The 24,481-nt window shown below is 45.3% G+C and carries 25 protein-coding genes and 1 tRNA gene; 11 read left to right on the forward strand and 15 right to left on the reverse strand.

The features are described 5' to 3' along the window. Window positions 1-96: 96 nt before the first annotated feature. Window positions 97-1,314, reverse strand: coding sequence for a DUF790 family protein (locus tag QT994_RS19335; RefSeq protein ID WP_333177216.1), 1,218 nt, complete (start codon window positions 1,312-1,314; stop codon window positions 97-99). Window positions 1,315-1,403: 89 nt separating this feature from the next. Beyond that, complete coding sequence (locus tag QT994_RS19340; protein ID WP_333177218.1) at window positions 1,404-2,942, reverse strand: DEAD/DEAH box helicase family protein; 1,539 nt, start codon at window positions 2,940-2,942, stop codon at window positions 1,404-1,406. Window positions 2,943-3,379: 437 nt separating this feature from the next. Here QT994_RS19340 and QT994_RS19345 point away from each other — a divergent pair, with 437 nt between their 5' ends. Then, entirely contained in the window at window positions 3,380-4,225 is an 846-nt protein-coding gene (locus QT994_RS19345) for a class I SAM-dependent methyltransferase (protein ID WP_333048694.1), read from the forward strand. Between the two features lie 103 nt (window positions 4,226-4,328). Continuing rightward, entirely contained in the window at window positions 4,329-5,417 is a 1,089-nt protein-coding gene (gene ald, locus QT994_RS19350; protein WP_333048695.1) for an alanine dehydrogenase, read from the forward strand. A gap of 23 nt (window positions 5,418-5,440) precedes the next feature. Here the strand turns inward: ald and QT994_RS19355 are convergent, their stop codons facing one another. The 4 genes from QT994_RS19355 to QT994_RS19370 all read right to left on the reverse strand — a co-directional run bounded on the left by QT994_RS19355 (window position 5,441) and on the right by QT994_RS19370 (window position 8,550). Then, window positions 5,441-5,590: a hypothetical protein gene (locus QT994_RS19355; RefSeq protein ID WP_333048696.1), complete on the reverse strand. Its 150-nt coding sequence runs from the start codon at window positions 5,588-5,590 to the stop codon at window positions 5,441-5,443. A 956-nt stretch (window positions 5,591-6,546) separates the two neighbouring features. Next, window positions 6,547-7,821: a histidine--tRNA ligase gene (gene hisS, locus QT994_RS19360; protein WP_333048697.1), complete on the reverse strand. Its 1,275-nt coding sequence runs from the start codon at window positions 7,819-7,821 to the stop codon at window positions 6,547-6,549. A gap of 137 nt (window positions 7,822-7,958) precedes the next feature. Beyond that, window positions 7,959-8,240: a hypothetical protein gene (locus tag QT994_RS19365; protein ID WP_333048714.1), complete on the reverse strand. Its 282-nt coding sequence runs from the start codon at window positions 8,238-8,240 to the stop codon at window positions 7,959-7,961. 34 nt (window positions 8,241-8,274) lie between these two features. Then, window positions 8,275-8,550 (reverse strand): photosynthetic electron transport-dependent transcriptional regulator PedR, encoded by a 276-nt coding sequence (locus tag QT994_RS19370; protein ID WP_006633901.1) that lies wholly within the window; start codon window positions 8,548-8,550, stop codon window positions 8,275-8,277. A gap of 444 nt (window positions 8,551-8,994) precedes the next feature. Here QT994_RS19370 and QT994_RS19375 point away from each other — a divergent pair, with 444 nt between their 5' ends. Then, window positions 8,995-9,972, forward strand: coding sequence for a carbohydrate kinase (locus QT994_RS19375; protein ID WP_333177221.1), 978 nt, complete (start codon window positions 8,995-8,997; stop codon window positions 9,970-9,972). 323 nt (window positions 9,973-10,295) lie between these two features. Here the strand turns inward: QT994_RS19375 and QT994_RS19380 are convergent, their stop codons facing one another. Beyond that, complete coding sequence (locus tag QT994_RS19380) at window positions 10,296-10,808, reverse strand: gluconokinase (protein ID WP_333177224.1); 513 nt, start codon at window positions 10,806-10,808, stop codon at window positions 10,296-10,298. A 91-nt stretch (window positions 10,809-10,899) separates the two neighbouring features. Continuing rightward, a protein-coding gene (locus tag QT994_RS19385) for an IS5 family transposase (protein WP_333177226.1) occupies window positions 10,900-11,660 on the reverse strand; the annotation gives its coding sequence in 2 pieces (ribosomal slippage) (window positions 10,900-11,243 and window positions 11,243-11,660; 762 coding nt in all). Between the two features lie 173 nt (window positions 11,661-11,833). Here QT994_RS19385 and aqpZ point away from each other — a divergent pair. Together aqpZ and QT994_RS19395 are read left to right on the forward strand one after the other, a co-directional pair. Beyond that, window positions 11,834-12,586: an aquaporin Z gene (gene aqpZ / locus QT994_RS19390; RefSeq protein ID WP_333177229.1), complete on the forward strand. Its 753-nt coding sequence runs from the start codon at window positions 11,834-11,836 to the stop codon at window positions 12,584-12,586. Between the two features lie 227 nt (window positions 12,587-12,813). After that, window positions 12,814-12,978, forward strand: a complete 165-nt coding sequence (locus QT994_RS19395) for a hypothetical protein (RefSeq protein WP_333177230.1) — start codon at window positions 12,814-12,816, stop codon at window positions 12,976-12,978. A gap of 72 nt (window positions 12,979-13,050) precedes the next feature. On the opposite strand, the gene QT994_RS19400 is transcribed toward QT994_RS19395, so the two are convergent. Then, window positions 13,051-14,373 (reverse strand): 3-isopropylmalate dehydratase large subunit, encoded by a 1,323-nt coding sequence (locus QT994_RS19400; protein WP_333177233.1) that lies wholly within the window; start codon window positions 14,371-14,373, stop codon window positions 13,051-13,053. Between the two features lie 369 nt (window positions 14,374-14,742). Here QT994_RS19400 and QT994_RS19405 point away from each other — a divergent pair, with 369 nt between their 5' ends. From QT994_RS19405 to QT994_RS19420, 4 genes are all read left to right on the forward strand, one after another. Beyond that, the gene (locus QT994_RS19405; protein ID WP_333177236.1) at window positions 14,743-15,315 is read left to right on the forward strand and encodes a helix-turn-helix transcriptional regulator; all 573 of its coding nucleotides are present in this window, start codon (window positions 14,743-14,745) and stop codon (window positions 15,313-15,315) included. A gap of 167 nt (window positions 15,316-15,482) precedes the next feature. Further along, window positions 15,483-16,571, forward strand: a complete 1,089-nt coding sequence (locus QT994_RS19410; RefSeq protein ID WP_333177239.1) for a C1 family peptidase — start codon at window positions 15,483-15,485, stop codon at window positions 16,569-16,571. An 80-nt stretch (window positions 16,572-16,651) separates the two neighbouring features. After that, a complete protein-coding gene (locus QT994_RS19415) occupies window positions 16,652-17,089 on the forward strand; it encodes a hypothetical protein (RefSeq protein ID WP_333066353.1) in 438 nt (145 codons plus the stop codon). A gap of 340 nt (window positions 17,090-17,429) precedes the next feature. After that, window positions 17,430-17,756 (forward strand): protease inhibitor I42 family protein, encoded by a 327-nt coding sequence (locus tag QT994_RS19420; protein ID WP_333177242.1) that lies wholly within the window; start codon window positions 17,430-17,432, stop codon window positions 17,754-17,756. 123 nt (window positions 17,757-17,879) lie between these two features. Here the strand turns inward: QT994_RS19420 and sfsA are convergent, their stop codons facing one another. Both sfsA and QT994_RS19430 read right to left on the reverse strand, forming a co-directional pair. Then, the gene (gene sfsA / locus QT994_RS19425; RefSeq protein WP_333177244.1) at window positions 17,880-18,602 is read right to left on the reverse strand and encodes a DNA/RNA nuclease SfsA; all 723 of its coding nucleotides are present in this window, start codon (window positions 18,600-18,602) and stop codon (window positions 17,880-17,882) included. Between the two features lie 81 nt (window positions 18,603-18,683). Further along, entirely contained in the window at window positions 18,684-19,856 is a 1,173-nt protein-coding gene (locus QT994_RS19430; protein WP_333177249.1) for a DUF3095 domain-containing protein, read from the reverse strand. Window positions 19,857-19,923: 67 nt separating this feature from the next. Here QT994_RS19430 and murJ point away from each other — a divergent pair, with 67 nt between their 5' ends. Beyond that, window positions 19,924-21,537: a murein biosynthesis integral membrane protein MurJ gene (gene murJ / locus QT994_RS19435; protein ID WP_333177251.1), complete on the forward strand. Its 1,614-nt coding sequence runs from the start codon at window positions 19,924-19,926 to the stop codon at window positions 21,535-21,537. Window positions 21,538-21,611: 74 nt separating this feature from the next. On the opposite strand, the gene QT994_RS19440 is transcribed toward murJ, so the two are convergent. From QT994_RS19440 to moaC, 3 genes are all read right to left on the reverse strand, one after another. Further along, window positions 21,612-21,914, reverse strand: a complete 303-nt coding sequence (locus QT994_RS19440) for a DUF3181 family protein (RefSeq protein ID WP_333177254.1) — start codon at window positions 21,912-21,914, stop codon at window positions 21,612-21,614. Between the two features lie 64 nt (window positions 21,915-21,978). Then, on the reverse strand, window positions 21,979-22,236 hold the full coding sequence (locus QT994_RS19445) for a 2TM domain-containing protein (protein ID WP_006633890.1): 258 nt from the start codon (window positions 22,234-22,236) through the stop codon (window positions 21,979-21,981). An 88-nt stretch (window positions 22,237-22,324) separates the two neighbouring features. Further along, entirely contained in the window at window positions 22,325-22,846 is a 522-nt protein-coding gene (moaC, locus tag QT994_RS19450; protein WP_333048708.1) for a cyclic pyranopterin monophosphate synthase MoaC, read from the reverse strand. A 78-nt stretch (window positions 22,847-22,924) separates the two neighbouring features. Between moaC and QT994_RS19455 the strand changes: the two genes are divergently transcribed. Continuing rightward, a tRNA-Arg gene (locus QT994_RS19455) sits at window positions 22,925-22,998 on the forward strand. Window positions 22,999-23,147: 149 nt separating this feature from the next. Here QT994_RS19455 and QT994_RS19460 read toward each other — a convergent pair. After that, complete coding sequence (locus QT994_RS19460; protein ID WP_333177257.1) at window positions 23,148-24,392, reverse strand: MFS transporter; 1,245 nt, start codon at window positions 24,390-24,392, stop codon at window positions 23,148-23,150. Window positions 24,393-24,481: the final 89 nt, after the last annotated feature.

Raw genomic sequence — 24,481 nt, forward strand, 5'->3', positions numbered from 1 at the left:
GCGATATTTTTTGAGGAGGATTTTTTTGAACCGCAGAGGACGCAGAGGGCGCAGAGAGAGAGAAAGAAAGGAGTTTGCAACTGATGCGCGGATTGGTTACTCTTCGAGGACTTCCAGGACTGATTTGGGCAGCAATTTATCTTTAAACCAGACTACTTTTGCTGGCACGTCATTTACATTTACCCCGGCTTTTTCTAAATTCAGCCGTTCGGAAATAGCTAAAATCAAGTTATCGCATTCAGACTTCTGTACTTGTGCAAATTTCTTTTGCAAATACTCCGGCCGCCAATAGCCAACTATTTCTAATAAAAATACTCGCCCATCGGGATGCACCAACCGAAAGTCGGGAATCATCACACTACCTGGAATCGGAATTAAATCAACTTCTCGTTCTAGTTGCCACTCGGTTTTTGTGGAATTCCATCGCTCAGCAAATGCGGCTTCTAACATACTATCATAAGGCTTGCCAGGGGGATAGTGGCTGACTAAACCGCAGTCGGAATTTAGGGTGAATTTACCTGTTTTCAAAACGCCGCTAAAAGGGTCTTTTGTGTGCAGTGTCGAGTGCATACTCCATTTGGTGACGTGCAGCAGTGCGGGCAGCATTTTCGCCAGGGCTAAGCCGTAGCGGGTGCTGGGTTTGAATAAGCTTGTAGGGCCGTCTATTGTCAGTGTAAAACCGTGGTCTGCATCGCCTTCAATGTAAGTCATTAATTGAAATAGTTTCAGATAGCGAAATAAGAGTTTGTATTCTCCTGGATCGTTACGGTGGGCGGTTAATTGGACTTGACTTGATCGGTAAAATATGCCTTGAACTTGAGAAAGATTGTATTTGTGAAGCAAGTTTTCGGGTGTTGGTGGATTAAACTCAGTGAGGATTTTGTTTTCGTTTAAATCGGCGTATAAACCTGTAGTGATTTCGTGAGGAAAAACTTCTCTGTTTAAGTCTTGGCTGAGTTCACTTGCTACTTTTTCCAGGGTTAATTGGGTGGATTGAGGGCTGGGAGTCGATCGCGCAGACAAGGCAAAAACCCGCTGTCTCAACTCTGAGGGTTCTAGGGGACTGATGACTTCCAAGGTGGAGAAACCGCCTTTCAGCAGGTGCGCTAATCCCCGTTTCAGCCGATAATCCGGGCTGTCGCCTTCTAATTCTAGCAAGCGTCCGTCGAGCTCGCCTTGGGTTTTGCCGATCGACTCTTGGAAGCAGTCGATCATTTCTTTAGCTGCTTCTAAGTTTTTAGCATCTATCTTGAGGCGGAGAGGAATAATTGATTCTCCGTTTTGGCGGTGACTTAATAAATCAGTGGGTAGCATTTGTTGATAGTTTTTTATTTTTAACGAACCGCGAAGAGGCGAAGAACGCGAAGGGAAGATAGAGAGTGTTCAGAAATAGTTTAAGTTTGCTACCAGGGAATTTCATCATTGTCTTCTCCCCATTTGGCGGGTGATTCTGCTGCTTTTTTAGTCGCCTCCCGGTTGACTCCGTAAATGGGTGTCGGTTTGACTGTTTCTAATTTCTGATATTCTGGCTTTGGCGGTTCTATTTCTGTTTGTGGTTGGGGTTTGTGAGGCTGCATTCCTCCTCGGCGGCGTTGAGAAGTTCTTTCTTCGCTGGTGTCTTCGGTGACGACTTCGTAGAGAATTGCTAACTTATTTACATCGCTGCTTTTGCGGAGAACTCGACCCAATCGCTGAATGTATTCGCGTTCGCTGCCGGTACCTGACAATATGATAGCAATTCTGGCGTCGGGAACGTCCACTCCTTCGTTGAGGACGTGGGAGGCGACGAGGGTTTTGTATTCGCCGCTGCGAAAGCGATCGAGGATTTCGTGGCGTTCTTTGACAGGGGTTTGGTGGGTAATTGTGGGGATGAGAAATTCTTGGGAAATTCGGTAAACTGTGGCGTTGTCTCCGGTGAAAATTAGGGTGCGCTGGGGAGAGTGTTCTGCTAGTATTTGGGCTAAGATTCGCAGTTTGCCTTCGGTACAAAGGGCGATTTCTTTGGCTTGGCGGTGGGCTAGCATGGCGCGCCGTCCCAGGGGCGATCGCGCGCTTGCCATGATAAATTGTTTCCATCCTTCGAGGCTGGATATTTTGATGTTTGACTGTTTTAAGAAGTCGTTGCGAATGTTGATTAATTCGGCGTAGCGATCGGTTTCTTCTGTTGACAGTTTTACCATAATTTGAACTATTTTATGGTCGGCTAAAGCATCGCCTGCCAAATCTTCGGGTCTTTTGCTAAATACTGTGGGGCCGATAAGAAAATGTAAATCGCTGTGGCGACCATCTGTGCGATCGGGTGTAGCTGTCAGTCCGAGTCGAAAAGGCGCGATCGCATATTCGGAAATTACTCGATAAAAGTCCGTTGGCAAATGGTGGCATTCGTCAAAAACCAGCAAACCGTATTTATTGCCCAAGGTTTCTGCATGAATACTTGCACTATCGTAGGTTGCGACTAAAATTGGCGTTTTGTCCCGCGAACCTCCGCCCAACAATCCGATTTCGAGGTCGGGAAAAGCTGCTTTTAAATTAGCATACCACTGGTGCATTAAATCAAGAGTTGGTACTACAATTAATGTAGTGCGACCAGTGACTTGCATGGCTAATTGTGCCAGATAAGTTTTGCCGGAAGCGGTGGGGAGGACGACTACTCCCTGGCTTCCTGCTTCCTGCCAAGCTGCGAGGGCCTGTTCTTGATGTGGGTAAGGCTGCATTTCCACGCTGGGTACGAGTTCGAGTAGTTCGTATCCCCTAGCTTCGTCGGTGAAGTGAATGCACTCGGCTTGGAGGCATTCTACCAGCGGGCGGTAGTGAATGGCTCGAATGCGGTATTTTTCCACGCGATCGTCCCATGTCGCAAAGTCCACCCAGTCTCTGCCTTTGGGCGGCGGGTGCAACAGGAGAGTTCCGCGATCGAATGTTAAGGTAGGTATCCGTGGCATTTGTTTAGATAGGGGGGCGAGTTATGCCTGTTAAATTATAAGTGACAGATCAAATATATTGACAGCAGAGTCTCTATCAGCTATTATTTAATCACATCTCTTAGACCCTAATGTATTTTAATCTAAAATAGGGTTAAATTAAAATTAAATAGTAATCTTTTTAGGATTTGTCAAAGTCAATATTTCTTTATTTTTTTCTTCTATACAGCATCAGGGTTTCCTATACAAAAAATCTCGTACACAAATCCAATAGGATTACCATAGCATTTTTTGTAGCCGACCAAATTGCACTAATGTCGAAAATGTTAAAAAAATGTAGTAGGGACTTGAGTCAATGTTTTTGAATTGGCAAAAAAACGTAGGCACTGACTACAAAATGCTTGATATTGATTAGATCTTTCCCCCACGGCTTCGAGTTCAATTATCATCGGAATAATATGTTTGATTTTATCGAATACAAAAAAAGATTTTTACAAGCGACTAAGGACTGGAATAACGAGAAGTGGAATAATTTGGATGACAATCCATTCCTACTTTCGGCCCCCATGCTTCAAGATTGTCACGTTAAGAATTGTCGATTTGTTCAAAGTCGATTAAAGATATTGGAATATCTGCCTAAAAATAGTGTGGTGGCCGAGGTAGGAACTCAATACGGGCGCTTTGCGGAAAAAATTCTTGCTATTGCCAAGCCCAAAAAGCTGCATTTGATCGATTATAATTTTGATTTATTCAAAGCAGAAATCAGCACAAAACAAAAAAGTCTAGTTAAAGAAGGGATAGAAAATGGAACGGTAGAGCTTCACGAAGGGGATTCTTCGACAATTTTAAAAAGCTTTCCTGACGAGTATTTTGACTGGATATATATCGATGCCGACCACGAATATCAAGGTGTATGCAAAGATATTCAGCAAGGTTACACAAAAGTTAAAGCCGAAGGAATGATGGTGTTTAACGATTACACGAATTGGTCGGTAGGCGAGGTGATGCCTTACGGTGTGGCGAAAGCAGTCAATGAGTTTTGTATTGCGAATAACTGGGAACTCGTATTTTTTGCCTTTCAGTCCCTAGGCTATCACGATGTTGCAATAAGGAAAAATACTGGGGAAACGGCAGTGCGAATTCCGTTGCAGGAAGCCAAGTCCGAATTGCAGAATTACCAATATCAAATTCAACAGCTACAGTTACAGTTGGAACAAGCTAAAAAGACGATCGACTTGATGGAATACGATCAATTTGGGAAATTGCGATCGATCTGGCGAAAAATCCAACAAAAATTATCTTAGCCCAGCCGGATTGCCAAATCTAAAATCTACAATGGTATTGTCCCGCTGGGGATGGTTTTTAAGTTAGATTCGATCTACGTATGCCTGAAATTAGAGGTTATAGATGGAAATAGGCGTCCCCAAGGAAATCAAGGATTTAGAGTTTCGAGTCGGGCTCAGTCCCACAAGTGTCCGGGCTTGTTCGGACAAAGGCCACACAGTTTTCGTCGAAACGAATGCAGGCGCTGGGGCCGGTTTTGCGGACGAGGACTACGTTGAAGCAGGGGCTAAGATTGTCTTAAAAGCATCAGATGTCTGGAATCGCGAACTAATTGTTAAAGTTAAAGAACCGCTGCCTGCTGAGTATCCGCTGATTCAAAAAGAGCAGTTGCTGTTTACATATTTGCACTTGGCAGCCGATCGCACATTAACCGAGCACTTAATCAACAGCGGAGTCCAGGCCATCGCCTACGAAACCGTCGAACTCCCGGACAGAAAATTGCCGCTGCTGACGCCGATGAGTATTATTGCAGGGCGTTTGGCTGTGCAGTTCGGAGCTCGGTTTCTGGAACGGCAGCAAGGTGGCCGCGGCGTACTTTTGGGCGGTGTACCAGGGGTAAGACCGGGTAAAGTTGTGATTTTGGGCGGCGGAATCGTTGGCACAGAAGCAGCGCGAATTGCTGTAGGAATGGGCGCGAGAGTGCAGATTTTAGACGTAAATGTCGATCGCCTAGCCTATTTAGAAACTTTGTTCGGTTCCAGAGTAGAATACCTCTACAGCAGTCCTTTACAAATTGAAGCAGTTGTTCCCGATGCTGATTTGTTAATCGGTGCGGTTTTGGTCTTAGGTAAAAAAGCTCCCGTGCTTGTTTCTCGCGAATTTGTTGCGAAGATGCACCCCGGTTCTGTGATTGTTGACGTAGCCGTTGACCAAGGCGGCTGCGTGGAAACTTTGCGGGTAACTTCTCACACAAATCCTACTTATGTTGAGGAAGGAGTCGTGCATTACGGCGTGCCGAATATGCCCGGTGCCGTGCCTTGGACTGCGACTCAAGCTTTGAATAACAGCACTTTGCCTTATGTTTTGCAGTTGGCAAATAGCGGGATTAAAGCTTTGGAAATGAATCCAAGTTTGGCGAAGGGATTGAACGTGCAGAATCACCGATTGGTGCATCCGGCCGTGCGCGAGGTTTTCCCCGATTTGGTCGATTAAATTCCCACTTTTTTTAAAGTAAGCTATCCCGCATCTAAATAGTATTTTGGTGCGGGTAGAAACAACTGTATCGTTCCCCCTAAATCCCCATTAATAACGAGGACTTTGAGTGAGGAGAGTTGAAGGGCTTGCTCGATGTGATCGAGGTCATCAGGTAAAATATTAGGCCACATAATTCCATTGTACTATGGAAAAGTTGACTCCATATCGCTCACGCGATTCGTAAAAAGAGCGATCGCCCTTCTCCCTAATTCACCAGATAATCACTCAGAGTTTTTAGTAAGCGTTGATGTCGCTCTGAGGAAATAGCTCGAATATAGCAAAACCATTTGATTTGTAAACAATCTATTCAATCATCACAAGCGTTTCAGGTTGGTCTACATTCATGACTCAAATAGACTTGCTAGAGAATATGTTGCCATTTCTAAATTATCTCCTTTTTTACATCTTGAAAGTTTACCCTCTTTGTGCCGGGTTTGAGCTCAAATTGCTGTAAAACAGCTCAGAAAGTAGTAAATTTTGTAGGTGCGATCGAGTCACATCAAGCTGATGAACACCTACATGGACGCAGTACAGCTCGAAGAACCACAATTTATGCCATGAGTTCTCAATTATTACCTTTGTGGGCGGGGGCTAAGCACATAATTGCAATCCTCAGAAGTGGCAGCAGATGGAAAGGTAAAAAAAGTCGGCGTCGATTAGTTAATTTTCATGAATCACACTATTATTTAAGTAGTCTGGACTGGTCAGCTAGTCAAGCAAGCCGAGGCAATTCCAGGACACTGGCTAATTGAGAATCGAGTGCATGGGGTTAAAGATGTGACGTTAAAGGAGGATAACTGTATTCATGGTCGCGGCAACGCAGCAGCTAATTGGGCAAGGGGGGTGACAATTTTTAGTATCTTTGGCGAGGATGAGTGGTACGAATACTCTTCCACAAGCTTTAAGATTGATGGCTAATCAAATTGACAATCTTAGTCAGTTGTTTTTGGGTTTCTCTAACCGAGACGAACCAGTTACATCCTTCACGCGAGCGTCAGCAAATAGCCTCTGATATTGGTTTGTTCTCTTGACAATTAATCCATCCCGCTTATTAAGGGGGATCGAGACTAGCCTACAAGCGATCGTTCTAAGGGTTGTTAATCCTCTGCTGTAGCTCGTTTGTCATTGCTAGTAGTTCCGATTGCCCGATCGCACTTTGTTCACCACTCGCCAACCACTTCAATTGTACAGTCTGGTTTTCAGCTTCCGCATCTCCCAAAACTAAACACGCAACAGCACCACTTCTGTCGGCTCTTTTAAACTGTTTCCCGAACGCACTGCCGCTCAAATCTATCTCGACGCTAAACCCGGCACTTCGCAATTTTTGAGCTAACAATACCGATTGCTGTTCTGCTTTTTCCCCCCTGGATACCAAATAAAAATCCAACTTGGGTACAGGCAAAGGTTGCAACTTTTGCAGCAGGATAATTAACCTTTCGATACCCATTGCCCAGCCAACTGCTGCCGTATCTGGGCCGCCCAATTCCTTAACTAAACCGTCGTAGCGGCCGCCTCCGCAAACTGTTGCTTGCGCTCCCAAATCGTCGGAGATAATTTCAAATGCGGTGTAGGTATAGTAATCTAAACCGCGCACTAATCTGGGATTTAAGTGATAGCTAATTCCTAAATTTGTGAGCATAAGCTGCACTTGCTCGAAGTGCGATCGCGATTCCTCTCCCAAATATTCTAAAATGCTAGGCGCACCACTTACAATTTCTTGAGTGCGCTGATTTTTGCTGTCCAATATCCGCAGCGGATTGCGAGTTAAGCGGTCTTGAGAATCGGCGTCTAATTCGTCTTTGTGCGGTGTAAAATAATCTATCAATGCTTGCCGATAATTTTGTCTGTCTTGCTTATTTCCCACAGAATTAATATCGAGGCGCAAATTTTTTAAACCCAGGGTTTGCAGGATGTCGCAGGCGATCGCAATTACCTCGACATCCGCACGAGGATTCGCACTTCCCAAGACTTCCACGCCAATTTGATTAAACTGCCGTTGTCTTCCTTCTTGCGCGCGTTCGTAGCGAAACATCGGCCCCGCATACCACAGACGCTGTACGTCTCCTGCGGCGTACAAACTGTTTTGAATAAAAGCTCGAACTACTCCGGCGGTGCCTTCTGGGCGCAAAGTAGTCGATCGATCGCCCTTATCCTTAAAAGTGTACATTTCTTTGCCCACAACATCGGTAGCTTCGCCGATGCCACGTTCAAATAAAGATGTCTGTTCAAAAATTGGCGTCCGAATTTCTCGATAAACCGCTTTTTTTAAAATGGTTCTAGCGACTTCTTCTATATTTTGCCAATATTGAATTTCTGCGGGCAAAATATCCCGCGTTCCCGGTAAAGTTTTAATTGCACTCATTTTGTTAGTCAGTAGTCAGTAGTCATTAGTCATTAGTCATTAGTCATTAGTCATTAGTCATTAGTTAACGGTTATTAGTTGTTAGTCAACAGTCAACAGTCAACAGTCAACAGTCAACAGTCAACACTTAACAATAACTAATGACTTAATAATTCCCACGCTCCGTAACGATCGCCATAATAAGCCAAAATGCGATCGACCCGCTCGCGACCTGCCAAATCGAACCCTTCAGGATACTGTATCCACAAACCCCCAACTTGGCTGTCGCAGTAATCAAACCGCTGCGACTGCTGCGGAATTAAACCGGTTTGCACCCCTTCAACTTGACGCAAATGGATCGCCACTTCGCGATACACCGCCAGCGGCAATCCAGGGCTTTGAATTTGATAGCGGAGTTGTTTTTCTTGTGCCGTTTGCATCATTTCTTTGCCTGTCCCCAACCAGAATCCCTACTTAAGATACTTCTTTATCGATCGGCCGCGGTAAAGGGCAGCAGTTAATATTGTCCAAACATACCTTTCCCCACTGCAACGCCCAGCGTACAAGCGTAACTCGATTGTCAGCGCGCGTCTTGTTCAAGATATTGCTAATGTGGTTGTCAACTGTACGCTTGCTAATCTCTAACTTTTCGGCAATTTTCTCATTAGTCAATCCCGCCGCTACTAACTCTACCACTTGCAATTCTCTGTCCGACAGGGTGACAGGGGTTCCAGAGACAATCCCACTCATAAATTTTTCCTATGTCTGCATATTTACCTATCTACAATTCTAAAGGATGAGGGATCGAGTATGAAGAGAAAATTAAATTTGTTGTGCTACTCTTTCGGACCCGAAGCACCAACTCGCTTGCAGCATCGCCAGGAGTGCAAACCCAGCGCGCACACGGCAAGACGCACAAGCAGTGTAAGTGGCTGTGCGTCTTGCCGTGTGCTGCCTTTACCTACGCCCATCTGACATCCGGGCCCAACCTCCAGATGTTTGCGCGTAAAACAATTAAATGATAAGCCCGCACTATATTTCAACCTTTAGGGAGTAACTGCCAGTTTCAGTAAGTCTGATATTATAGGAGCAGCCATAAAAAAATAGCTTGCAATTTTTCTGGGATGGGTTAAAAATCATTATTGACCTGTCTACTGCTGGTCTAAAATCTCAAATCTCAAATCTCAAATTTCTATGACTTATCCTCGCGTTCTGTGTCTGGGTGAAGTTTTATTTGATTGTTTAGCAGACAAACCCGGAGTATCTCTCGAAGAGGTAGAATCTTGGACGGCATATCCCGGCGGAGCTCCTGCTAATGTTGCCTGTGCTTTGGTTAAATTGGGGACGGCGGCGGGATTTATCGGTGCTGTAGGTGGGGATGAATTGGGGAATTCCCTAGTGCAGGTATTGCAAGAAGTAGGGGTTGATATCGCTGGAGTTCAGCGACATCCAAGTGCGCCAACACGGCAAGTTTATGTCTTGCGGAATGAAGCGGGCGATCGAAATTTTGCCGGTTTTGGCAAATTTGATACTGCGGACTTTGCAGACACCCACCTCCTCGCTGCACAACTACCGGAGGTGTTGTTTGAAAATGCCGAATATTTAGTGCTAGGCACTTTAGAATTAGCTTATCCTGAAAGTCGAGAGGCGATCGCCAGAGCGATCGAACTAGCAGAACAGTATGACGTTAAAATTATACTTGACATCAATTGGCGTCCGGTGTTTTGGCCAAATCCAGACGAAGCAAAAGCGCACATTAGAAAAATCTTAAAAAAAGTTGATTTTGTCAAGTTATCTGACGATGAAGCCGAATGGTTGTTTGACACTAGCGACGCAGGAGCTATTACCTACCGCCTCGATACTGTAGAAGGCGTTTTGGTGACGGCAGGCGAGAAAGGTTGCGCCTATTGTATCTCGGAAAATGAAGGAAAAATCCCCGCATTTAAAGTAGATGTTGAGGATACAACAGGTGCAGGCGACAGTTTCCTGGCTGGTTTTGTCAGCCAATTGTGCAAGGTGGGAATTAAGAGTTTAGCCACTCCAGAAATAACAAAAAAAGTTGTAACTTATGCGAGCGCGGTAGGTTCGATGACAGCGATGAAACCGGGTGCAATTGCGGCTCAACCAACCGCCGCTGAAGTAGAAGCTTTCTTGTATTTGTACAAAAATTAGGGCGCGAAACCTCTCCCCCGGAAACGGAGAGGGGGCTAAATTTGGTTTAGAAACCCGGTTGCTTTGAAAAAAATAACTCTTATACAAATCCGCGTTAAAAACCCTCGATAAGACTCGGCGTTTGAAATCGCTACTATAAAAACTCTCCTCATAGCTGAGAGAAACTAAGAAATCAAGCCCTATTTAAGCCAGATTTGGTATTAAACTGTTGTGGACTAAAATTGTATGTTGAGGACGGGCTTTCCTGATCACCCCATAAGAGTAAAGATTTATTTTATTATGCAATTTAAATGCGGATTAGCTTGAGGTTTTATTCTGTGGAATTAACCGCATATCAGATGAATTCTAATCTGGCGCACCATTACCTCTAGTGGCTGCGAAGCATCTATAATAATTGCAGTTTCTGGTTCTTCGAGAGTAGCGAACTGACTTGACAGCAAGTCTACTTTCATGTAATGATTTTCGCGAGTTCTTAACCGGGATGCTAATAGCTGAAAAGAAGCTTTGAGATAAACTATTTTAATTTGCTGCTGGTCTCGGCAGAGCATTTCGCGGTAAGATGCTTTTAAGGCCGAACAAGCTAACACGACATTTTTATTTTTTAATAACCAGGTGTCTATTTCACTTTGCAGTTGCAAAAGCCACGGAATGCGATCGGCATCTTCTAAAGGAATGCCCAGACTCATTTTTTCGATGTTGGCTAGCGAGTGAAAATCGTCTGCATCGCTGAAATCCCAATTGAGAGATTGCGCTAGCAACTTGCCAACAGTAGTTTTTCCCGAACCGGAGATTCCCATCACGATCGCAATCATTTTTTTAAAGCTGATTCCCAACATACAATGCTATCAAGCTTTGGCTCTAGGGCGTGTCATCAATTAGCAAGGTTGACAAAATGAACAAGGTGTGGAGCAAGATTCGGCTGACAGCCTAAGCCAACAAGATACTTGAGGCAGCTAGATAAATCCCTCCCAAAAAGTTTAGCCCACGCTTGTCGTAGCGAGTAGCAATGGCTCGAAATTGCTTTAGTTTGGCAAAGAAATTCTCTATCAGATGACGCGCTTGGTACAACACAGCATCATAATCACGGGGGTCTTTGCGGTTTTTCTTGGGTGGAATGACTACCTCGATTCCTCGTTGTTGCAAAGGAATTACTACCCGTTCATCAGCATCATACGCTTTGTCGGCAAGAACCGCCTCTGCTTGAACTTGAGGCAATAGCTGATCGGCTCCTTCCAGGTCGGAGGCTTGACCTGGAGTTAAAAAAAATGAGTGGGATTGCCCAAGGCATCGGTGACGGCGTGAATTTTAGTGCTCAAACCCCCTTTAGAGCGACCAATCGCTTCTTGTTTGGGTGTACTCTGCTCGGCTCCAGCACTATGCTGGTGAGCCCGAACAATCGTGGCATCAATCAGGGCATATTCGTTATCGGCATTCGCTGCCAGTGCCTCAAACACTTGTTGCCACACGCCTGTTTGAGACCAACGGCTGAAGCGAGTATGAACCACTCGAAAGTCGCCAAAGCGCTCTGGTAAATCTCGCCAAGGAATGCCTGTGCGGTAGCGGTAGAGAACCGCTTCGACAAACAAACGGTTATCTTTGGCGGTTACTCCGACCATACCTTCTCGTCCTGGTAATAACTCTTTAATCCGTTCCCATTGGTCGTCGCGCAAAGCATAGCGTCGGCTCATCAAAAAGCTCCTCCTGAAAGTAAATGATTGTAGTTCCGTACTATCTTCACACAACGCTCAAAAAGTCAACCACTCTATTTGATGACACGCCCTAACAAACTATCTGTTGCAGTTAATTTTTTCTGGTGATCGTTGTGGTAAGATAGGGGCCATCTAACAACAAATTTAACAAAATGTCACCTATGAAACGTTATGTAGCTGAGTGCCTAGGTACTTTCTGGCTAGTTTTCGGAGGCTGCGGCAGTGCGGTGCTAGCGGCAGTGTTTACCATTGATGCGGCAAAAATCTCGGCAGAGGCTGTATTTCCTGTAGGGATCGGATTGGTAGGTGTTTCTCTGGCCTTTGGTTTGACAGTAATGACAATGGCTTACGCGATTGGTCACATTTCTGGATGCCACCTCAATCCCGCCGTCTCCTTTGGTCTATTTGTCGCCAAACGCTTCTCATCGCGAGAACTTCTCCCATACATTATTTCCCAAGTGATTGGCGGTATACTAGGAGCCTTTGTCCTGTATTTAATTGCCAGCGGTAAGCCTGGATTTGATATCGGCGGCTTTGCAGCTAACGGTTACGCCGAAAACTCTCCGGGCAATTATTCAATGGTGTCTGCTTTCCTGGCTGAGTTTGTCCTCACATTCATGTTTTTGATTGTGATTTTGGGTGCTACTGATGCGAGAGCTCCCAAAGGTTTTGCGCCGGTGCCGATCGGTTTTGCATTGACACTAATTCACTTAATTGGTATTCCTGTCACCAATTTGTCAGTTAATCCCGCACGCAGCACTGCCCCAGCATTGATACTAGCTATTTTTGGTGGTAAGGTTTGGGCGATCGCACAGTTGTGGCTGTTCTGGCTAGCACCAATTTTGGGCGCTGTAGCAGCCGGATATCTCTATTCATCATTTTTCGAGGAACCTAAAGTCGATTAACTCAAAGTAAATGTAAGGTATTCAGTGCGTACTTTAGATTTACTTTGAGTTAAGAATAATTTTTGGCAATTCTTGTCGAGTTTTTACATTAACTATCTCTTTCCCAACACTGGGTTTGCTGATATTAACTCGAACAAAATCGCTAAGCTGTAGGGCATTTGAATTGTATATTCAGGACGGGCGGGACACCGCACTCATGGTTTGATTTTTTTTGACATAGAATTTAAATGCCGCAACAGCTTGCGACCAAGACAAATGGAAAAATAATCCTTACTTTTGACCGACTCATTTATAGCAATTTGCTGGCAGAAATATCTCCAAAGGCGCTCGAAACCCCAGAAGAATACGATCGCCTCCTGGCAGTTGCAGAAAGGCTAACATTTGCTAAATAAACACCTGACTCCAGAGGAGAAGGCTTTATTTAATCGAAAGGTATGCAGCGCACACCTTTCATCAACTACTATCTAACGCAGGAATTCGCGCGGATCGGTGACGTACCCAGTCAGCGCAGAAGCCGCCGCCGTGTAAGGCGAAGCTAGATAAACTTGCGCTTCTTTGTTCCCCATGCGGCCGGGGAAGTTGCGGTTAGTTGTAGACACGCAAATTTCCGGTTCGTTCATCCGCCCAAAAGTATCTTTTGGCCCGCCCAAACAAGCGGCGCAAGAAGGCGCTGCGGGTTCGATGCAGCCGGCCGCTAAAAAGATTTCCGAAAGCGTTTGACCTTCGTATTTTGTGACAAACAAATCTTCGTAAACTTTCTGAGTTGCTGGTACTAAATAAGTCGGAACTTTGACTTGATTTCCTTTGAGAATGCGGGCGGCATTCAGAAAGTCGGAGGTTTTGCCGCCGGTGCAGGAACCGATGTAAACTCGATCGATCTTGACATCGCGGCAGTTGCGGGCTAAGTCGCGGTTGTCGGGAGAGTGCGGTTTGGCGACGACTGGTTCTAATTTGCTGACATCGTAGGTGCGATCGCTATAAAATTTAGCATCCCCATCGCTGTAAAATGAATCGAAGGGTTTGTCAGTCCGAGAAGTAACGTAATCAAACGTAGTTTTGTCGGGCGCAACCGTGCCATTTTTACCGCCAGCTTCGATTACCATATTGCACAGCGTCATCCGTTCTTCCATCGTCAAACGCTCAACTGTATCGCCGGCAAATTCCATTGTCCGGTAGTTAGCACCAGCAACGCTAATGTCACCAATAATTTGCAAAATCAGGTCTTTTGCTAACAAATAATCCGGCAATTCACCGTTGAACACAAAGCGCATGGTTGCCGGAACTTTGATTAACAGTTTGCCGGTTCCCATGATAAAAGCCGCGTCTGTATTGCCGATACCGGTGGCAAATTGTCCGAAAGCGCCGGCATTGCAGGTGTGGGAATCTGTGCCGAAGAGCACTTCGCCTGGTCTGGTGTGGCCTTCTTGTGCTAGCGCGATGTGGCAAACTCCTTTGTAGTCAGGATTTGCTTTGAAGTCCGATCGATCCGTGATGTCGTAAAAGTATTTTATCCCTTGTTCTTTGGCAAAATCGCGGAGAATATCGACGTTGCGGTTAGCGCGTTCGTCGTTGGTGAAAATGTAGTGGTCGGGAATTAGGACGATTTTGTCTGGATTCCAGACTTTAGCATTCTCACCGAATTCGCGTTTGAAAACGCCGATGGTGCCGGGTCCGCAGACATCGTGGGTCATCAACACATCTGTTTCTACCCAGATATTTTCTCCGGGCTCGACTTTAGTGCGGCCTGATGCTTTGGCTAATATTTTTTCGGTCAGAGTCATTCCCATAGTTCGATCGCTCTTTTTTGTGAGATGCTACAAGTGTATTGTACGAAACATCGCCTGATGTTGACAGGTAATTTATCAACTAAACATTTTCTTCAATCTCAAATCTCAAATCTCCAATCGCTTGACTGCCATTAGCACAAAAAAAAAATTATGCAAGTCACTCGATTATGTGACTGGTAACTAACAGCTAGTCAGTGTTATTGTTAGTGATTATTTAAGAAAAGCAACTTAAATCAGGGACTGTCAAAAATCTCAGAGTGCATTTCTACAGTTGTAGACCTCAACCAGAGTGAAATGAGCGAGATACCCGCATCGCAATGGTATCTACTTTCGCCATTGTCACCTTGTATGCCGCTGGAGATAATTCCCATGAATTCACAGACACAAATCAATCAAATATTGGATCGGGTAGGGGCGATAGTTGTGGAAATTGCAGGCGAAGTGCAATTCATGACTCAACGGGCCGAAGAACTTTTGAGCCAGTATTTTTTACACTGCATTCCCTACTCATTGCCAGAATCCTTACAACATTGGTTCAAGGATCAAATTTCGCGACTCACGTTCAACGGCGATATTCCATCTCGCTGTTTGCCCTTGCACATTCAACAAGCAGGAAGACTGTTGATCGTCCGTCTGATTCCAGATCCGATCAACCAGCAATATCTCTTGCTGTTGGAGGAAGAAGAACTGCAATCATTCTCTATTTCGGCCCTGGAATCGCTAGGACTCACCAAACGCGAGGCGGAGGTTTTATTCTGGATTGCCAAAGATAAAAGCAATGCAGGAATCGCTAAAGTGCTCGGTTGTAGTGAAGGAACAGTGCGAAAACATCTAGAGCATCTTTACGGGAAACTAAGCGTACAAACCCGGACGGCTGCTGTGATGGTTGTTCTGGAAAAATTGGGGTTGTTCAACGGAAAATTTGTTGCAATATCTTCATAATCCTATACGCGGATCGTCGTATTGTTGCCCGAGTTTATTTGGAAGACTATTAGATCAAACGCTGTTATCCAGTGTTCGATCGCAGCTCGAAAAAAGAGCAAAAAATACGGATAATCACGAGCGATTTTAGTTTGATTCAAACCTACTTTACGTTTTAAGGAGATGACATGGATTCCATTAAATTGCAAGCAGCAATCGAGCTAGCGGGTGCCTCCTGGCAAGCTGGCGAAACGAGCATGACTCAGCTTTCAGATGCCGAAAAGCAACTGCGGCTCGGTTATACGCCTGGGCCTAACGAACCGTCCTTTGAAGAACAAGAGCAGATCGCCAAGATCAATCAGGAAGTCTTTAAATCGGCACAGATTAAAGGCGAGACAGCAGGCTATCCCGCCAGCTTCGATATGCGGACAGGTGGATTTGTTACACCAGTCAAAGACCAAGGTTCTTGCGGTTCTTGTGTTGCGTTTGGCACTGTGGCAACGATCGAAACCACCATTCGCCGCCTTCGCAACAATCCGGCGCTGGCGATCGATTTATCCGAAGCTCACTTGTTCTACTGCTATGCCCGCGCTTTAGGACGTAATTGCGGGAACGGTTGGTGGGTGCCACCCTCAATGGATTCTGCGAAAACAGGACTCGCCATCGAAGCTTCTTACCCTTACACCGCAGCCGATCAAAATTGCAGCAACCTCGCGAGTAACTGGCAAAGTAGCGCCGTTAAAATTAGCGGCTGGCATGAGATTAAATCGATCGCAGATATGAAGGAATGGCTTGCCACTCGCGGCGCCTTGGCAGCTTGCTTTACTGTCTACACAGATTTCTTTGCTTACAAAAGCGGCATTTATCGCCAGGTTAGCGGCAAGGTTGAGGGTGGTCACTGTGTCTCGATCGTCGGTTACAACGACACCGAAGGCTATTGGATTGCCAAAAATAGCTGGGGACAGAACTTTGGTGAGAATGGCTTTTTCTGCATCGCTTACGGGCAGTGCGGAATTGACTCCAGTATGTTCGCGGTGGATGGCATCGTTGAAACCGGCTGGTTGTCAAATGTGAAAATTCTCGGACTCTGGACAAACAATGCCGATCGCAATGCTTATGTCTATGTCAGCGAAGGCATCGGCTGGAGAAAACTCTCTGATGCTAGCGATCAAACAAACCTGGATATGTTGATTCAGCTTGCTGCGTCTAAAGCCGGCGATCGTGCAGTCAGCCTCTATCAAGAGAACGGGATCATCAAAGAAATTTACGCCTGGTAAAAAACAGCGGACTTGAGACGATCGTTAAAAATCCCAAGTCCAACAATTAACGATACGCTTCTAGAGATTAAGGAACGACCATGACTTATTCCAGCAATCCAGCCGGTTCACCTGATGAGGTTTGTCTGCCTTGTCAGGCGATCGCACAACCCTTCAACCCCAATACTAAGGAGATAAAAATGGAAGCCTACCCCACCCAAGAACCTCCCGTTCAAGCTGCGAAGCAAACCGCAAGTCAAGAAGAGCGTCCCACCTTCGATCCCCCCGCTCAAAATGCTGTTAGTCAAGGCAACACAGCTTGGCAAACTGATAAAAAGGTACTGGGACTGTGGACAAACAGCTCAACTCGTAACGCTTATATGTATGTGGATCAGATTGGTTGGCGGAAATTTGCCGATAATTCTGACTCTGCGATCGTTGCCTTCAACGTCATAGCAGCCCATGCTAAAGTGTTAGCTAAACCCGTCCAATACTATGAAGAAGCCGACAACAAAGTATCCACCCTTTACGTTTGGTAAAGCTTGATTGTCGCCGACTCTCCCAGTTTATGCCGCGCTGGAATCAAAGATTTTGCATCTAGTATGTTGACGGTTGATGGTTCAACTTCAAGGTTCACCATGCAACCGTCAACCGCCACCCAGCCAATTCCGATTCTAGTGCGACTAAGCTTGGCGATCGCTGTTTCTTGTGTACATAAATATGTTTTTAGCCTTAATCCTTTCGACCTATCTAGTATCCTTTACGCCCCTGTTTCCTAACATTGCTTCACATACTTGCATAACATCGCCTCCAGTGCCGACCGCACAGCCAAAACAGCAATCTATACAGCCACCTTCATCACCCCATACCTCACAATCTATGTCTGAAGTAACTTTATCTCAAGCCGATAGTGGTACAGTTTTAACCCTCAAGCGCGGACAGACACTCATACTTCGTTTAGACGAAAATTCAACAACAGGCTACCGCTGGTTCCTGCCCGCGTTAGATACAGAAGTTTTACAATTAAAAAGTGACGACATTAATGTGCCTAGTAATCTTGGGATAGGTGGTGGCAGGCAGCGCGTGTTCACCTTTCAAGCAAACAATCCCGGTAATGTAAAATTACAACTAAAAAACTTGCGTGAGTGGGTTGGTGATGAATCAACCATTGAGGAATTTGAAGTCAGTGTTCAAGTCTCCGAATAGCAACAGTTCCGACAGTTTCATGGCTTACGCATCCGGGGCTAAGCTGCAGCTTATTGGGGGGTGACTAGCATTTAGTCGGCTTGAGCAGTTTGACTGAGTTTGCCCCATGAACCGCACCAACTCTCAAATATCCAGTTTTGCTAACCCCAAATAGCGAATGCCTTCTGGTGTCACGTCAAAGCGGCAAGGCAAAACTTCGACACCTTCACTAATTGCCTGTCTGAACAATTCTCCATAAAGGCGATCGGCACTATCCCCCGGAGCAAAATCAGTACAATCCCCGCGATTAATAAAATACAGCATTACAGCCCTCGATCCCTGCCGCACCACTTCTATCAATTCTCTCAAATGTTTCTGTCCTCTCTCCGTCACTGTATCGGGAAATAAAGCCAACTCCTCTTTTACCCAAGTTGTATTTTTCACTTCCAGAAAAATCGGTTTTTCCTCACCAGTCAGCCAAAAATCCACTCTACTTTTTTTATCAGCGCCATAAACAACCTCCGGTTGAATTAAACTGTAATTGCCCAACTCTGGAAACAAGTTCAATTCCAAAGCTAATTTAACTACTCGATTTGGCAGCCCAGTATTAACTCCCACCCAAGTTGGCACAGTGTCGCAAACTTTAATTAATTCCCAAGTATAAGCTAACTTGCGTTTAGGATTGTCGCTGGGAGATACCAGCACTGGATTGCCGGGAATGTAAACACCAGTCATCGGGCCAGTATTCGGACAGTGCGCGGTGATTATTTCTCCCGAATCTAGTTCTATTTCGGCAAAAAATCGCTTGTACCGCTTGATTAAAAGGCCGGGTAAAAGAGGGGGATATTTGTAAATTAAGTCAGTCATTAGATTTTAGATTTTAGATTTTAGATTTTAGATTGAGGCATCATAGCATGAAAGGACGGTTTGTAGTTTAGCTAGGCTTACTTATTCCTTCATTCTTTGTTTCATATCCTTTGCAGCTAAAGTATAACCTCCATCAGCGCCATCTACAAAATGTACTTGGCGACCGTTGCGTTCAAACACCAAACAAGTCATCAACGCTCTGTCAGCAACGTGCAAACCGTACACCAGCTTGCCTTCTCGGTAATTATTTTCCAAGTACGCCGTCAATTTTTTTCGCTGCCACCCATTCCCCGAAATTACCATTCTCAACATATCATCAAATTTGCGGTAATCCGTAGCGGCGATCGCAATATCTTTATAAACCCCCCAATCTAACTCTTCTGTCTTAACTTTTAAATTCATTAGAAGCGAGCCAAGTGCCGTCTCTAACTGTATTTTTGATAAATCTATCTGGCGGTCAAACCAACTAGCATTGTAGGCTTTCACTTGGATTTCTTTAATCAGTTTTTTGCTATTCAATGTCAAATTAAGATTTTTACCATTAATAGGATTCAAACAATCTTCTTTGCCGTAAATTGATTCGATTTTTTCTAAAATTTTTCTATAAGGTTGATGGTTTTGCTGAGTCCAATCTGAATTAACCATTACCAGCAGCGTTACTATTTCCCCATACTTGCTGGGAATATCCTGCCATCGGCATTCCAACCCCGAAAAATCGGCAGTTTCAGAACTGCCATTATTTTTAATACTGTAAATATTACCCGCCGCAGGGTCTTTAATAAGTTCAGTAGCACGGGTTAATCCGCCACCAATAAAAACAGCTTGACTGTAATTTTCGGAAACTTTAAACTTAGCTATTTTAACCGGATAATTAGCTGCAACCACAACCTTAACCGACACAGCTCCAACTCGCAAATCCATGTCAAATTGAGTTTTAGCCATTTGTTGAGTGGCGAGCAAAGCAATCTTAGCAGCGGGTAGAAGCGATGGCCCCATTAAAAGAGTAGCGCCGTCGCCACCAAAGACAAAGGGAATCTCCGTTTTGCCTGCTACATTCAAAACAGCAACGATCGAACTAGCTCCCAATAAGTTAACTTCTTTGTAGCGTCCAGCTTCAATCGCTTTGGTAGAACCGCGAATATCTGTGACAATAATGTACCAGTCATCGGGTACATCAACAAAATTCCCCAAGTCAGTAATATCGATAAAATTGTTCACTAAACGCAATTCGGAATAGAAGTTTTCTGAATTCATGATATGATTCTCCCGATTCGCTATTAAAATAAGTGAATCCTTTTAGCATTAGCGTTTGTAACCATTTGTGGCAGAATTACAGAAGCCCTCTCGTTCCCTAGCAGGCATTGCCGGCATTGTCGCAGTTGCCACTCTCATTAGCAAAGTCTTTGGATTGGTGCGCCAAATTGCGATCGCCGCAGCCTTTGGAGTCGGTATCGCCGTCGATGCCTACAACTACGCCTACGTCATCCCCGGTTTCTTATTTATTTTGCTCGGAGGGATTAACGGGCCATTTCACAGCGCCATAGTCAGCGTTTTAGCCCGCCGGGATAAAAAAGAAGCAGCACCCTTAGTCGAGACTATCACCACCTTAGTCGGCGGCTTGTTGCTGTTGGTAACAGTAGCTTTAATTATTTTTGCCGATCCCCTGATCGATTTGGTAGCACCGGGATTAAATAGAACAGCAGAAGGTTTACAAATAAAAGCAATTGCCGTCCAGCAATTCCGGATTATGGCACCGATGGCATTACTTTCAGGCTTAATCGGCATTGGTTTCGGCACTCTCAACGCGGCCGATATGTACTGGTTGCCATCAATTAGTCCTTTATTTTCCAGCGTTGCACTTGTCGGCGGTTTGGGGATTCTCGCACTGCAACTCGGAGACAAAATTATTCAGCCAGAATCCGCACTAATTGGCGGCTTAGTTTTAGCTTGGGGAACTTTAGCGGGTGCTGTTTTGCAGTGGTTGGTGCAACTGGTAGCGCAGTGGCGCGCCGGCTTGGGAACATTGCGTTTGCGGTTTAATTTTAAACGGCCGGGAGTGCAAGAAGTAATTAAGGTGATGGTTCCTGCTACCTTATCATCAGGAATGCTGCAAATTAATGTTTATACTGACCTATTTTTCGCATCCTACATCCCTCAAGCTGCCTCTGCATTGGGTTACAGTGGCTTGTTAGTTATGACGCCTTTAGGCATCATTTCTAATGTAATTTTAGTGCCATTTTTGCCGATATTTTCTCGCCTCACCGAACCCAAAGACTGGCCGGAATTAAAAGATAAAATTCGTCAATCTTTAGTTTTGACCGGGATTACGATGCTGCCGCTGAGCGCTTTAATGGTAACGCTGGCTGGGCCGATTGTCCGCGTGGTTTACGAACGCTATGCTTTTGATCGGTCAGCATCGCAGTTTGTCACGCCGATATTGATGGCTTACAGTATTGGAATGTTTGTGTATTTGGGACGCGACGTTGTGGTACGGGTATTTTACGCTTTGGGAGACGGAGAAACTCCTTTTCGTGTCAGTATTATCAATATCTTTTTGAACGGACTGCTGGATTATTTGTTAGTAGGAGCTTTTGGCGCGCCCGGATTAGTCTTGGCGACGGTGGGAGTGAATTGTCTTTCGATGGTTATGCTTTTGTACTTATTAGATAAAAAGCTGGGTGGCCTGCCTTGGGGGGAGTGGAGTTTACCTTTTCTGGGGTTAACTTCAGGCAGTTGTCTAACTGCTTTCGTTACCTTGGCTACTCTGCAAGCCTGTCAAAGAGTTTTGGGTACTGAAGGTTTGGTAATTCAATTAGTGCAGTTGAGTGTGGCAAGTTTTGTAGGGTTAGGAGTTTTTGCCGTGTTTGTCAGCCAGATGAAGTTGCCGGAAGTTGATATGTTTGTCGATCGCATTCGAGGGCGTTTTCGTAAATAAAATTGTCGGGGCGGGTTAAAGGCGAAATACCAGGCACAACGCCCACAATCTGCGTACAAAACCCGCCCTTTACTTTACATTTTCTTCTGAAATTCCTCAAGAACATCCATCAATTGAACTTGACACTGCATCGGAATCAAATCTGCCAGTGGCACTTCCCGCTTGCCGCCGCCCAACTTGACTGGAATTCCTTGCAAAACTTGTCCAACTTTGTCAGCATCTAAATTGCCATCTTCCAGCATGGAATAAAGTTGTTGGGCAACAACGGTATGCAGGTGGGCATCTCTCAGATACAAATGCCACTTGGCAATGTCAATGTAGACATTTTCGCCGATTTCGGCTGCTAAGGATTCGATCGCCTGTGTAGTATTAGCCATATCAAAAAAGCCGAAAGTTATTTGTTATGAATCAAAAGACTTAACAAATCGCCGCCAACTGCCTTCAGCCAGAATCTTTGGTGAGGGGCGAATAATCGGCGATCGCAAAATGGTAAATCGCGTGGGCCAAAACTACTAGAGCCCATCCACCCGTTACCGAAATTGCCCAAGGCCAATCAGCCTTTTGCAAATTGTGAACAAACCACAAACCTGAATTCGTAGCAGAAAAAAGACCGACGTGGATAGCAAAATTCATCCGGTCATCTAAGCGGCGGTACTCTGGATCATTGCGATCGGGTTTGCGGGGCCAACGAGGAGGCATAGTTTTTCACTTGATATTAGTAGTTCTGTGCCTATTTTAATCATAAGTGCAGCTTTTTGAATGCTGCATCCCTCTTTCGGCATGAAACTTATGCCTCTACATTTTCATAGTCTCCAGACTTGCCACCACTTTTACTCACCAACCGAATTGACTCAATGGCGATCGACTTTTCCAATCCTTTCGCCATATCATACAAAGTCAGCGCCGCCACCGAAACCGCCGTCAGCGCCTCCATTTCCACCCCTGTTTCCGCCTTAATTTTCACCGTCGCCCGAATTTGATACCCCGGCAACCCAGCATCCGCTATCACCTGCACCTCCACGCTACTCAGCGGCAGAGGGTGACACAGAGGAATCAAATGTGCAGTCTGTTTCGCTGCCATAATTCCAGCCAGCCTTGCAGTGCCCAACACATCACCTTTCGGCGCATTCCCCGCTTCAATCGCCGCAAACGTCTCCGGTAACATCCGCACCCTGCCAGCCGCTACAGCTTGCCGCACAGTCGGCACCTTCGCTGAAACGTCCACCATTTGGGCTTCACCGCTGTTGTCGAGGTGAGTTAGCTGTGCCACATCGGGCAATTTAGAAAAAGTTTGTGAAAGGTCTTGCATTATTTTTGTAATGGTGTTACTGTTAGATTCTGTGAGAAAAGAACTTAATCAATTTTAGATTAAATCTGAACTCAACAGGGGCTTGTAGCTTAGTTGGATAGAGTGCATGGCTACGAACCATGAGGTCGGGGGTTCGAATCCCTCCAAGCCCACTACTAAAAGTTATGAATTTTGAGTTAGGAGTTTTGAATTAAGAAATTAATTCAACTCGCGATTCAAGACTCATAACTTTTTTAATTTGTATTTTACAACCAACCTCACTGTGTGTGCAACAGGCCCGAAAGCCTGTTTTTCTGCTAACTCATCGATTCAAAGCATAAATATCTTTGCCTCGACCGATCGCAAATTTCATCGAATTAGATAAGCCCTTGCTAGACTGAGTAATAAAAATCAGCAAAGCCAAGCCAGCGAGGCCAGCCGCAAAACCAAACATATTTCTATAGCCAACTTGTTCAGCAACAAAGCCTAAAGTCGGCCCAGCAATCGCAATCCCCAAATCAAATCCGCCAATACAAAGGGAAAACAAGCGACCCCTTTCATGAGGTTCGCACCTGTCCGACATCAGCGTTACCATCATCGGCAAAACAGTACCGCCGGCGCAACCTTCAAACAAAGCTGCTATTAAAAAAGCATTGCTGTTGTTAGCAAAATACAACAATAACATAGATACGGCATAACAGATTAAGCCGCCAGAAATAAACAAGCCACGGCCGTATTTGTCCGAAGCCCGTCCCGTAACTAACCGCATACCGAAACTGGCGATAGCCGCCGTAGAATAAAATAATCCAGGATTCAAATTAGCCTTGGTTTCTTGGATAAACAAAGGCATAAAAGTGCTCAAAGTTCCAAATACTAAACCAACAACCAATAACACTAAAGCCGGAATCCTCACTCTAGGATTCCACAGCATTTTCCAGTATTTTTGGCTATTTTTGTCCTCCGATAGCGAGTCCGATTTTGTTAAATCTGCAAAATTAGGTTCCGCAATTTTGGAGGTGAAAAATACAGCACTTACAGCGAAAGCCGCCGACATCGCAAACAAAGGAGTGTAACCTACCCAAGCTTGCACAAATCCGCCCATAGCCGGCCCAACTGCTAGACCAATAGGGCTCACCAAGCTCATGTAACCGATTAATTCGCCCCGCTTTCCTGGTGGCGAAAAATCTGTTACCAAAGCGCTATAAGCTGTGGTAAAAGCGGCTATGCTAATGCCGTGAAAAGCCCGGATAAGTAACAGTAAGGGGATAGATTGAGCTAACAGGTAGCCCAAAGGGGCGATCGCAGCGACTGACGCGCCTAGAAGCAAAACTTGTTTTCGCCCCCTGCTGTCGGCTATTTTACCCAACTGCGGCCTCGATAGCAAAAGTCCGATCGCAAATGCACCCATCACAAAGCCAATTTGCTGTTTTGTGCCGCCCACAGATTGAACGTACAACGGCAAAGTTGGCAGCAGCGAAGCCAAACTCGACCAGAATAGCAGACCTGCGGTGAATAAAGTCAGCAAGCTGCGTCTGGGTTGGGGATCGATGTCCCTAAAAATATTCAAGATGCCAATTCCCTTTAAATCTTCCGAGTGCACTCAAAGTAAGTTCGAGTGTCTCTATCATTGTGTTACAAATTCTTAAGCTTTGGACC

This window comes from Microcoleus sp. S13_B4, assembly GCF_036700885.1.
In the GTDB taxonomy this organism is placed as follows: Bacteria; Cyanobacteriota; Cyanobacteriia; order Cyanobacteriales; family Microcoleaceae; genus Microcoleus.

Bases quoted from the DNA above. Each gene is read 5' to 3' on its own strand.
- QT994_RS19335 (WP_333177216.1), bottom strand. From the start codon at position 1,314: ATGCTACCCACTGATTTATTAAGTCACCGCCAAAACGGAGAATCAATT.
- QT994_RS19340 (WP_333177218.1), bottom strand. From the start codon at position 2,942: ATGCCACGGATACCTACCTTAACATTCGATCGCGGAACTCTCCTGTTG.
- QT994_RS19345 (WP_333048694.1), top strand. From the start codon at position 3,380: ATGTTTGATTTTATCGAATACAAAAAAAGATTTTTACAAGCGACTAAG.
- ald (WP_333048695.1), top strand. From the start codon at position 4,329: ATGGAAATAGGCGTCCCCAAGGAAATCAAGGATTTAGAGTTTCGAGTC.
- QT994_RS19355 (WP_333048696.1), bottom strand. From the start codon at position 5,590: ATGTGGCCTAATATTTTACCTGATGACCTCGATCACATCGAGCAAGCC.
- hisS (WP_333048697.1), bottom strand. From the start codon at position 7,821: ATGAGTGCAATTAAAACTTTACCGGGAACGCGGGATATTTTGCCCGCA.
- QT994_RS19365 (WP_333048714.1), bottom strand. From the start codon at position 8,240: ATGCAAACGGCACAAGAAAAACAACTCCGCTATCAAATTCAAAGCCCT.
- QT994_RS19370 (WP_006633901.1), bottom strand. From the start codon at position 8,550: ATGAGTGGGATTGTCTCTGGAACCCCTGTCACCCTGTCGGACAGAGAA.
- QT994_RS19375 (WP_333177221.1), top strand. From the start codon at position 8,995: ATGACTTATCCTCGCGTTCTGTGTCTGGGTGAAGTTTTATTTGATTGT.
- QT994_RS19380 (WP_333177224.1), bottom strand. From the start codon at position 10,808: ATGTTGGGAATCAGCTTTAAAAAAATGATTGCGATCGTGATGGGAATC.
- aqpZ (WP_333177229.1), top strand. From the start codon at position 11,834: ATGTCACCTATGAAACGTTATGTAGCTGAGTGCCTAGGTACTTTCTGG.
- QT994_RS19395 (WP_333177230.1), top strand. From the start codon at position 12,814: ATGCCGCAACAGCTTGCGACCAAGACAAATGGAAAAATAATCCTTACT.
- QT994_RS19400 (WP_333177233.1), bottom strand. From the start codon at position 14,373: ATGGGAATGACTCTGACCGAAAAAATATTAGCCAAAGCATCAGGCCGC.
- QT994_RS19405 (WP_333177236.1), top strand. From the start codon at position 14,743: ATGAATTCACAGACACAAATCAATCAAATATTGGATCGGGTAGGGGCG.
- QT994_RS19410 (WP_333177239.1), top strand. From the start codon at position 15,483: ATGGATTCCATTAAATTGCAAGCAGCAATCGAGCTAGCGGGTGCCTCC.
- QT994_RS19415 (WP_333066353.1), top strand. From the start codon at position 16,652: ATGACTTATTCCAGCAATCCAGCCGGTTCACCTGATGAGGTTTGTCTG.
- QT994_RS19420 (WP_333177242.1), top strand. From the start codon at position 17,430: ATGTCTGAAGTAACTTTATCTCAAGCCGATAGTGGTACAGTTTTAACC.
- sfsA (WP_333177244.1), bottom strand. From the start codon at position 18,602: ATGACTGACTTAATTTACAAATATCCCCCTCTTTTACCCGGCCTTTTA.
- QT994_RS19430 (WP_333177249.1), bottom strand. From the start codon at position 19,856: ATGAATTCAGAAAACTTCTATTCCGAATTGCGTTTAGTGAACAATTTT.
- QT994_RS19440 (WP_333177254.1), bottom strand. From the start codon at position 21,914: ATGGCTAATACTACACAGGCGATCGAATCCTTAGCAGCCGAAATCGGC.
- QT994_RS19445 (WP_006633890.1), bottom strand. From the start codon at position 22,236: ATGCCTCCTCGTTGGCCCCGCAAACCCGATCGCAATGATCCAGAGTAC.
- moaC (WP_333048708.1), bottom strand. From the start codon at position 22,846: ATGCAAGACCTTTCACAAACTTTTTCTAAATTGCCCGATGTGGCACAG.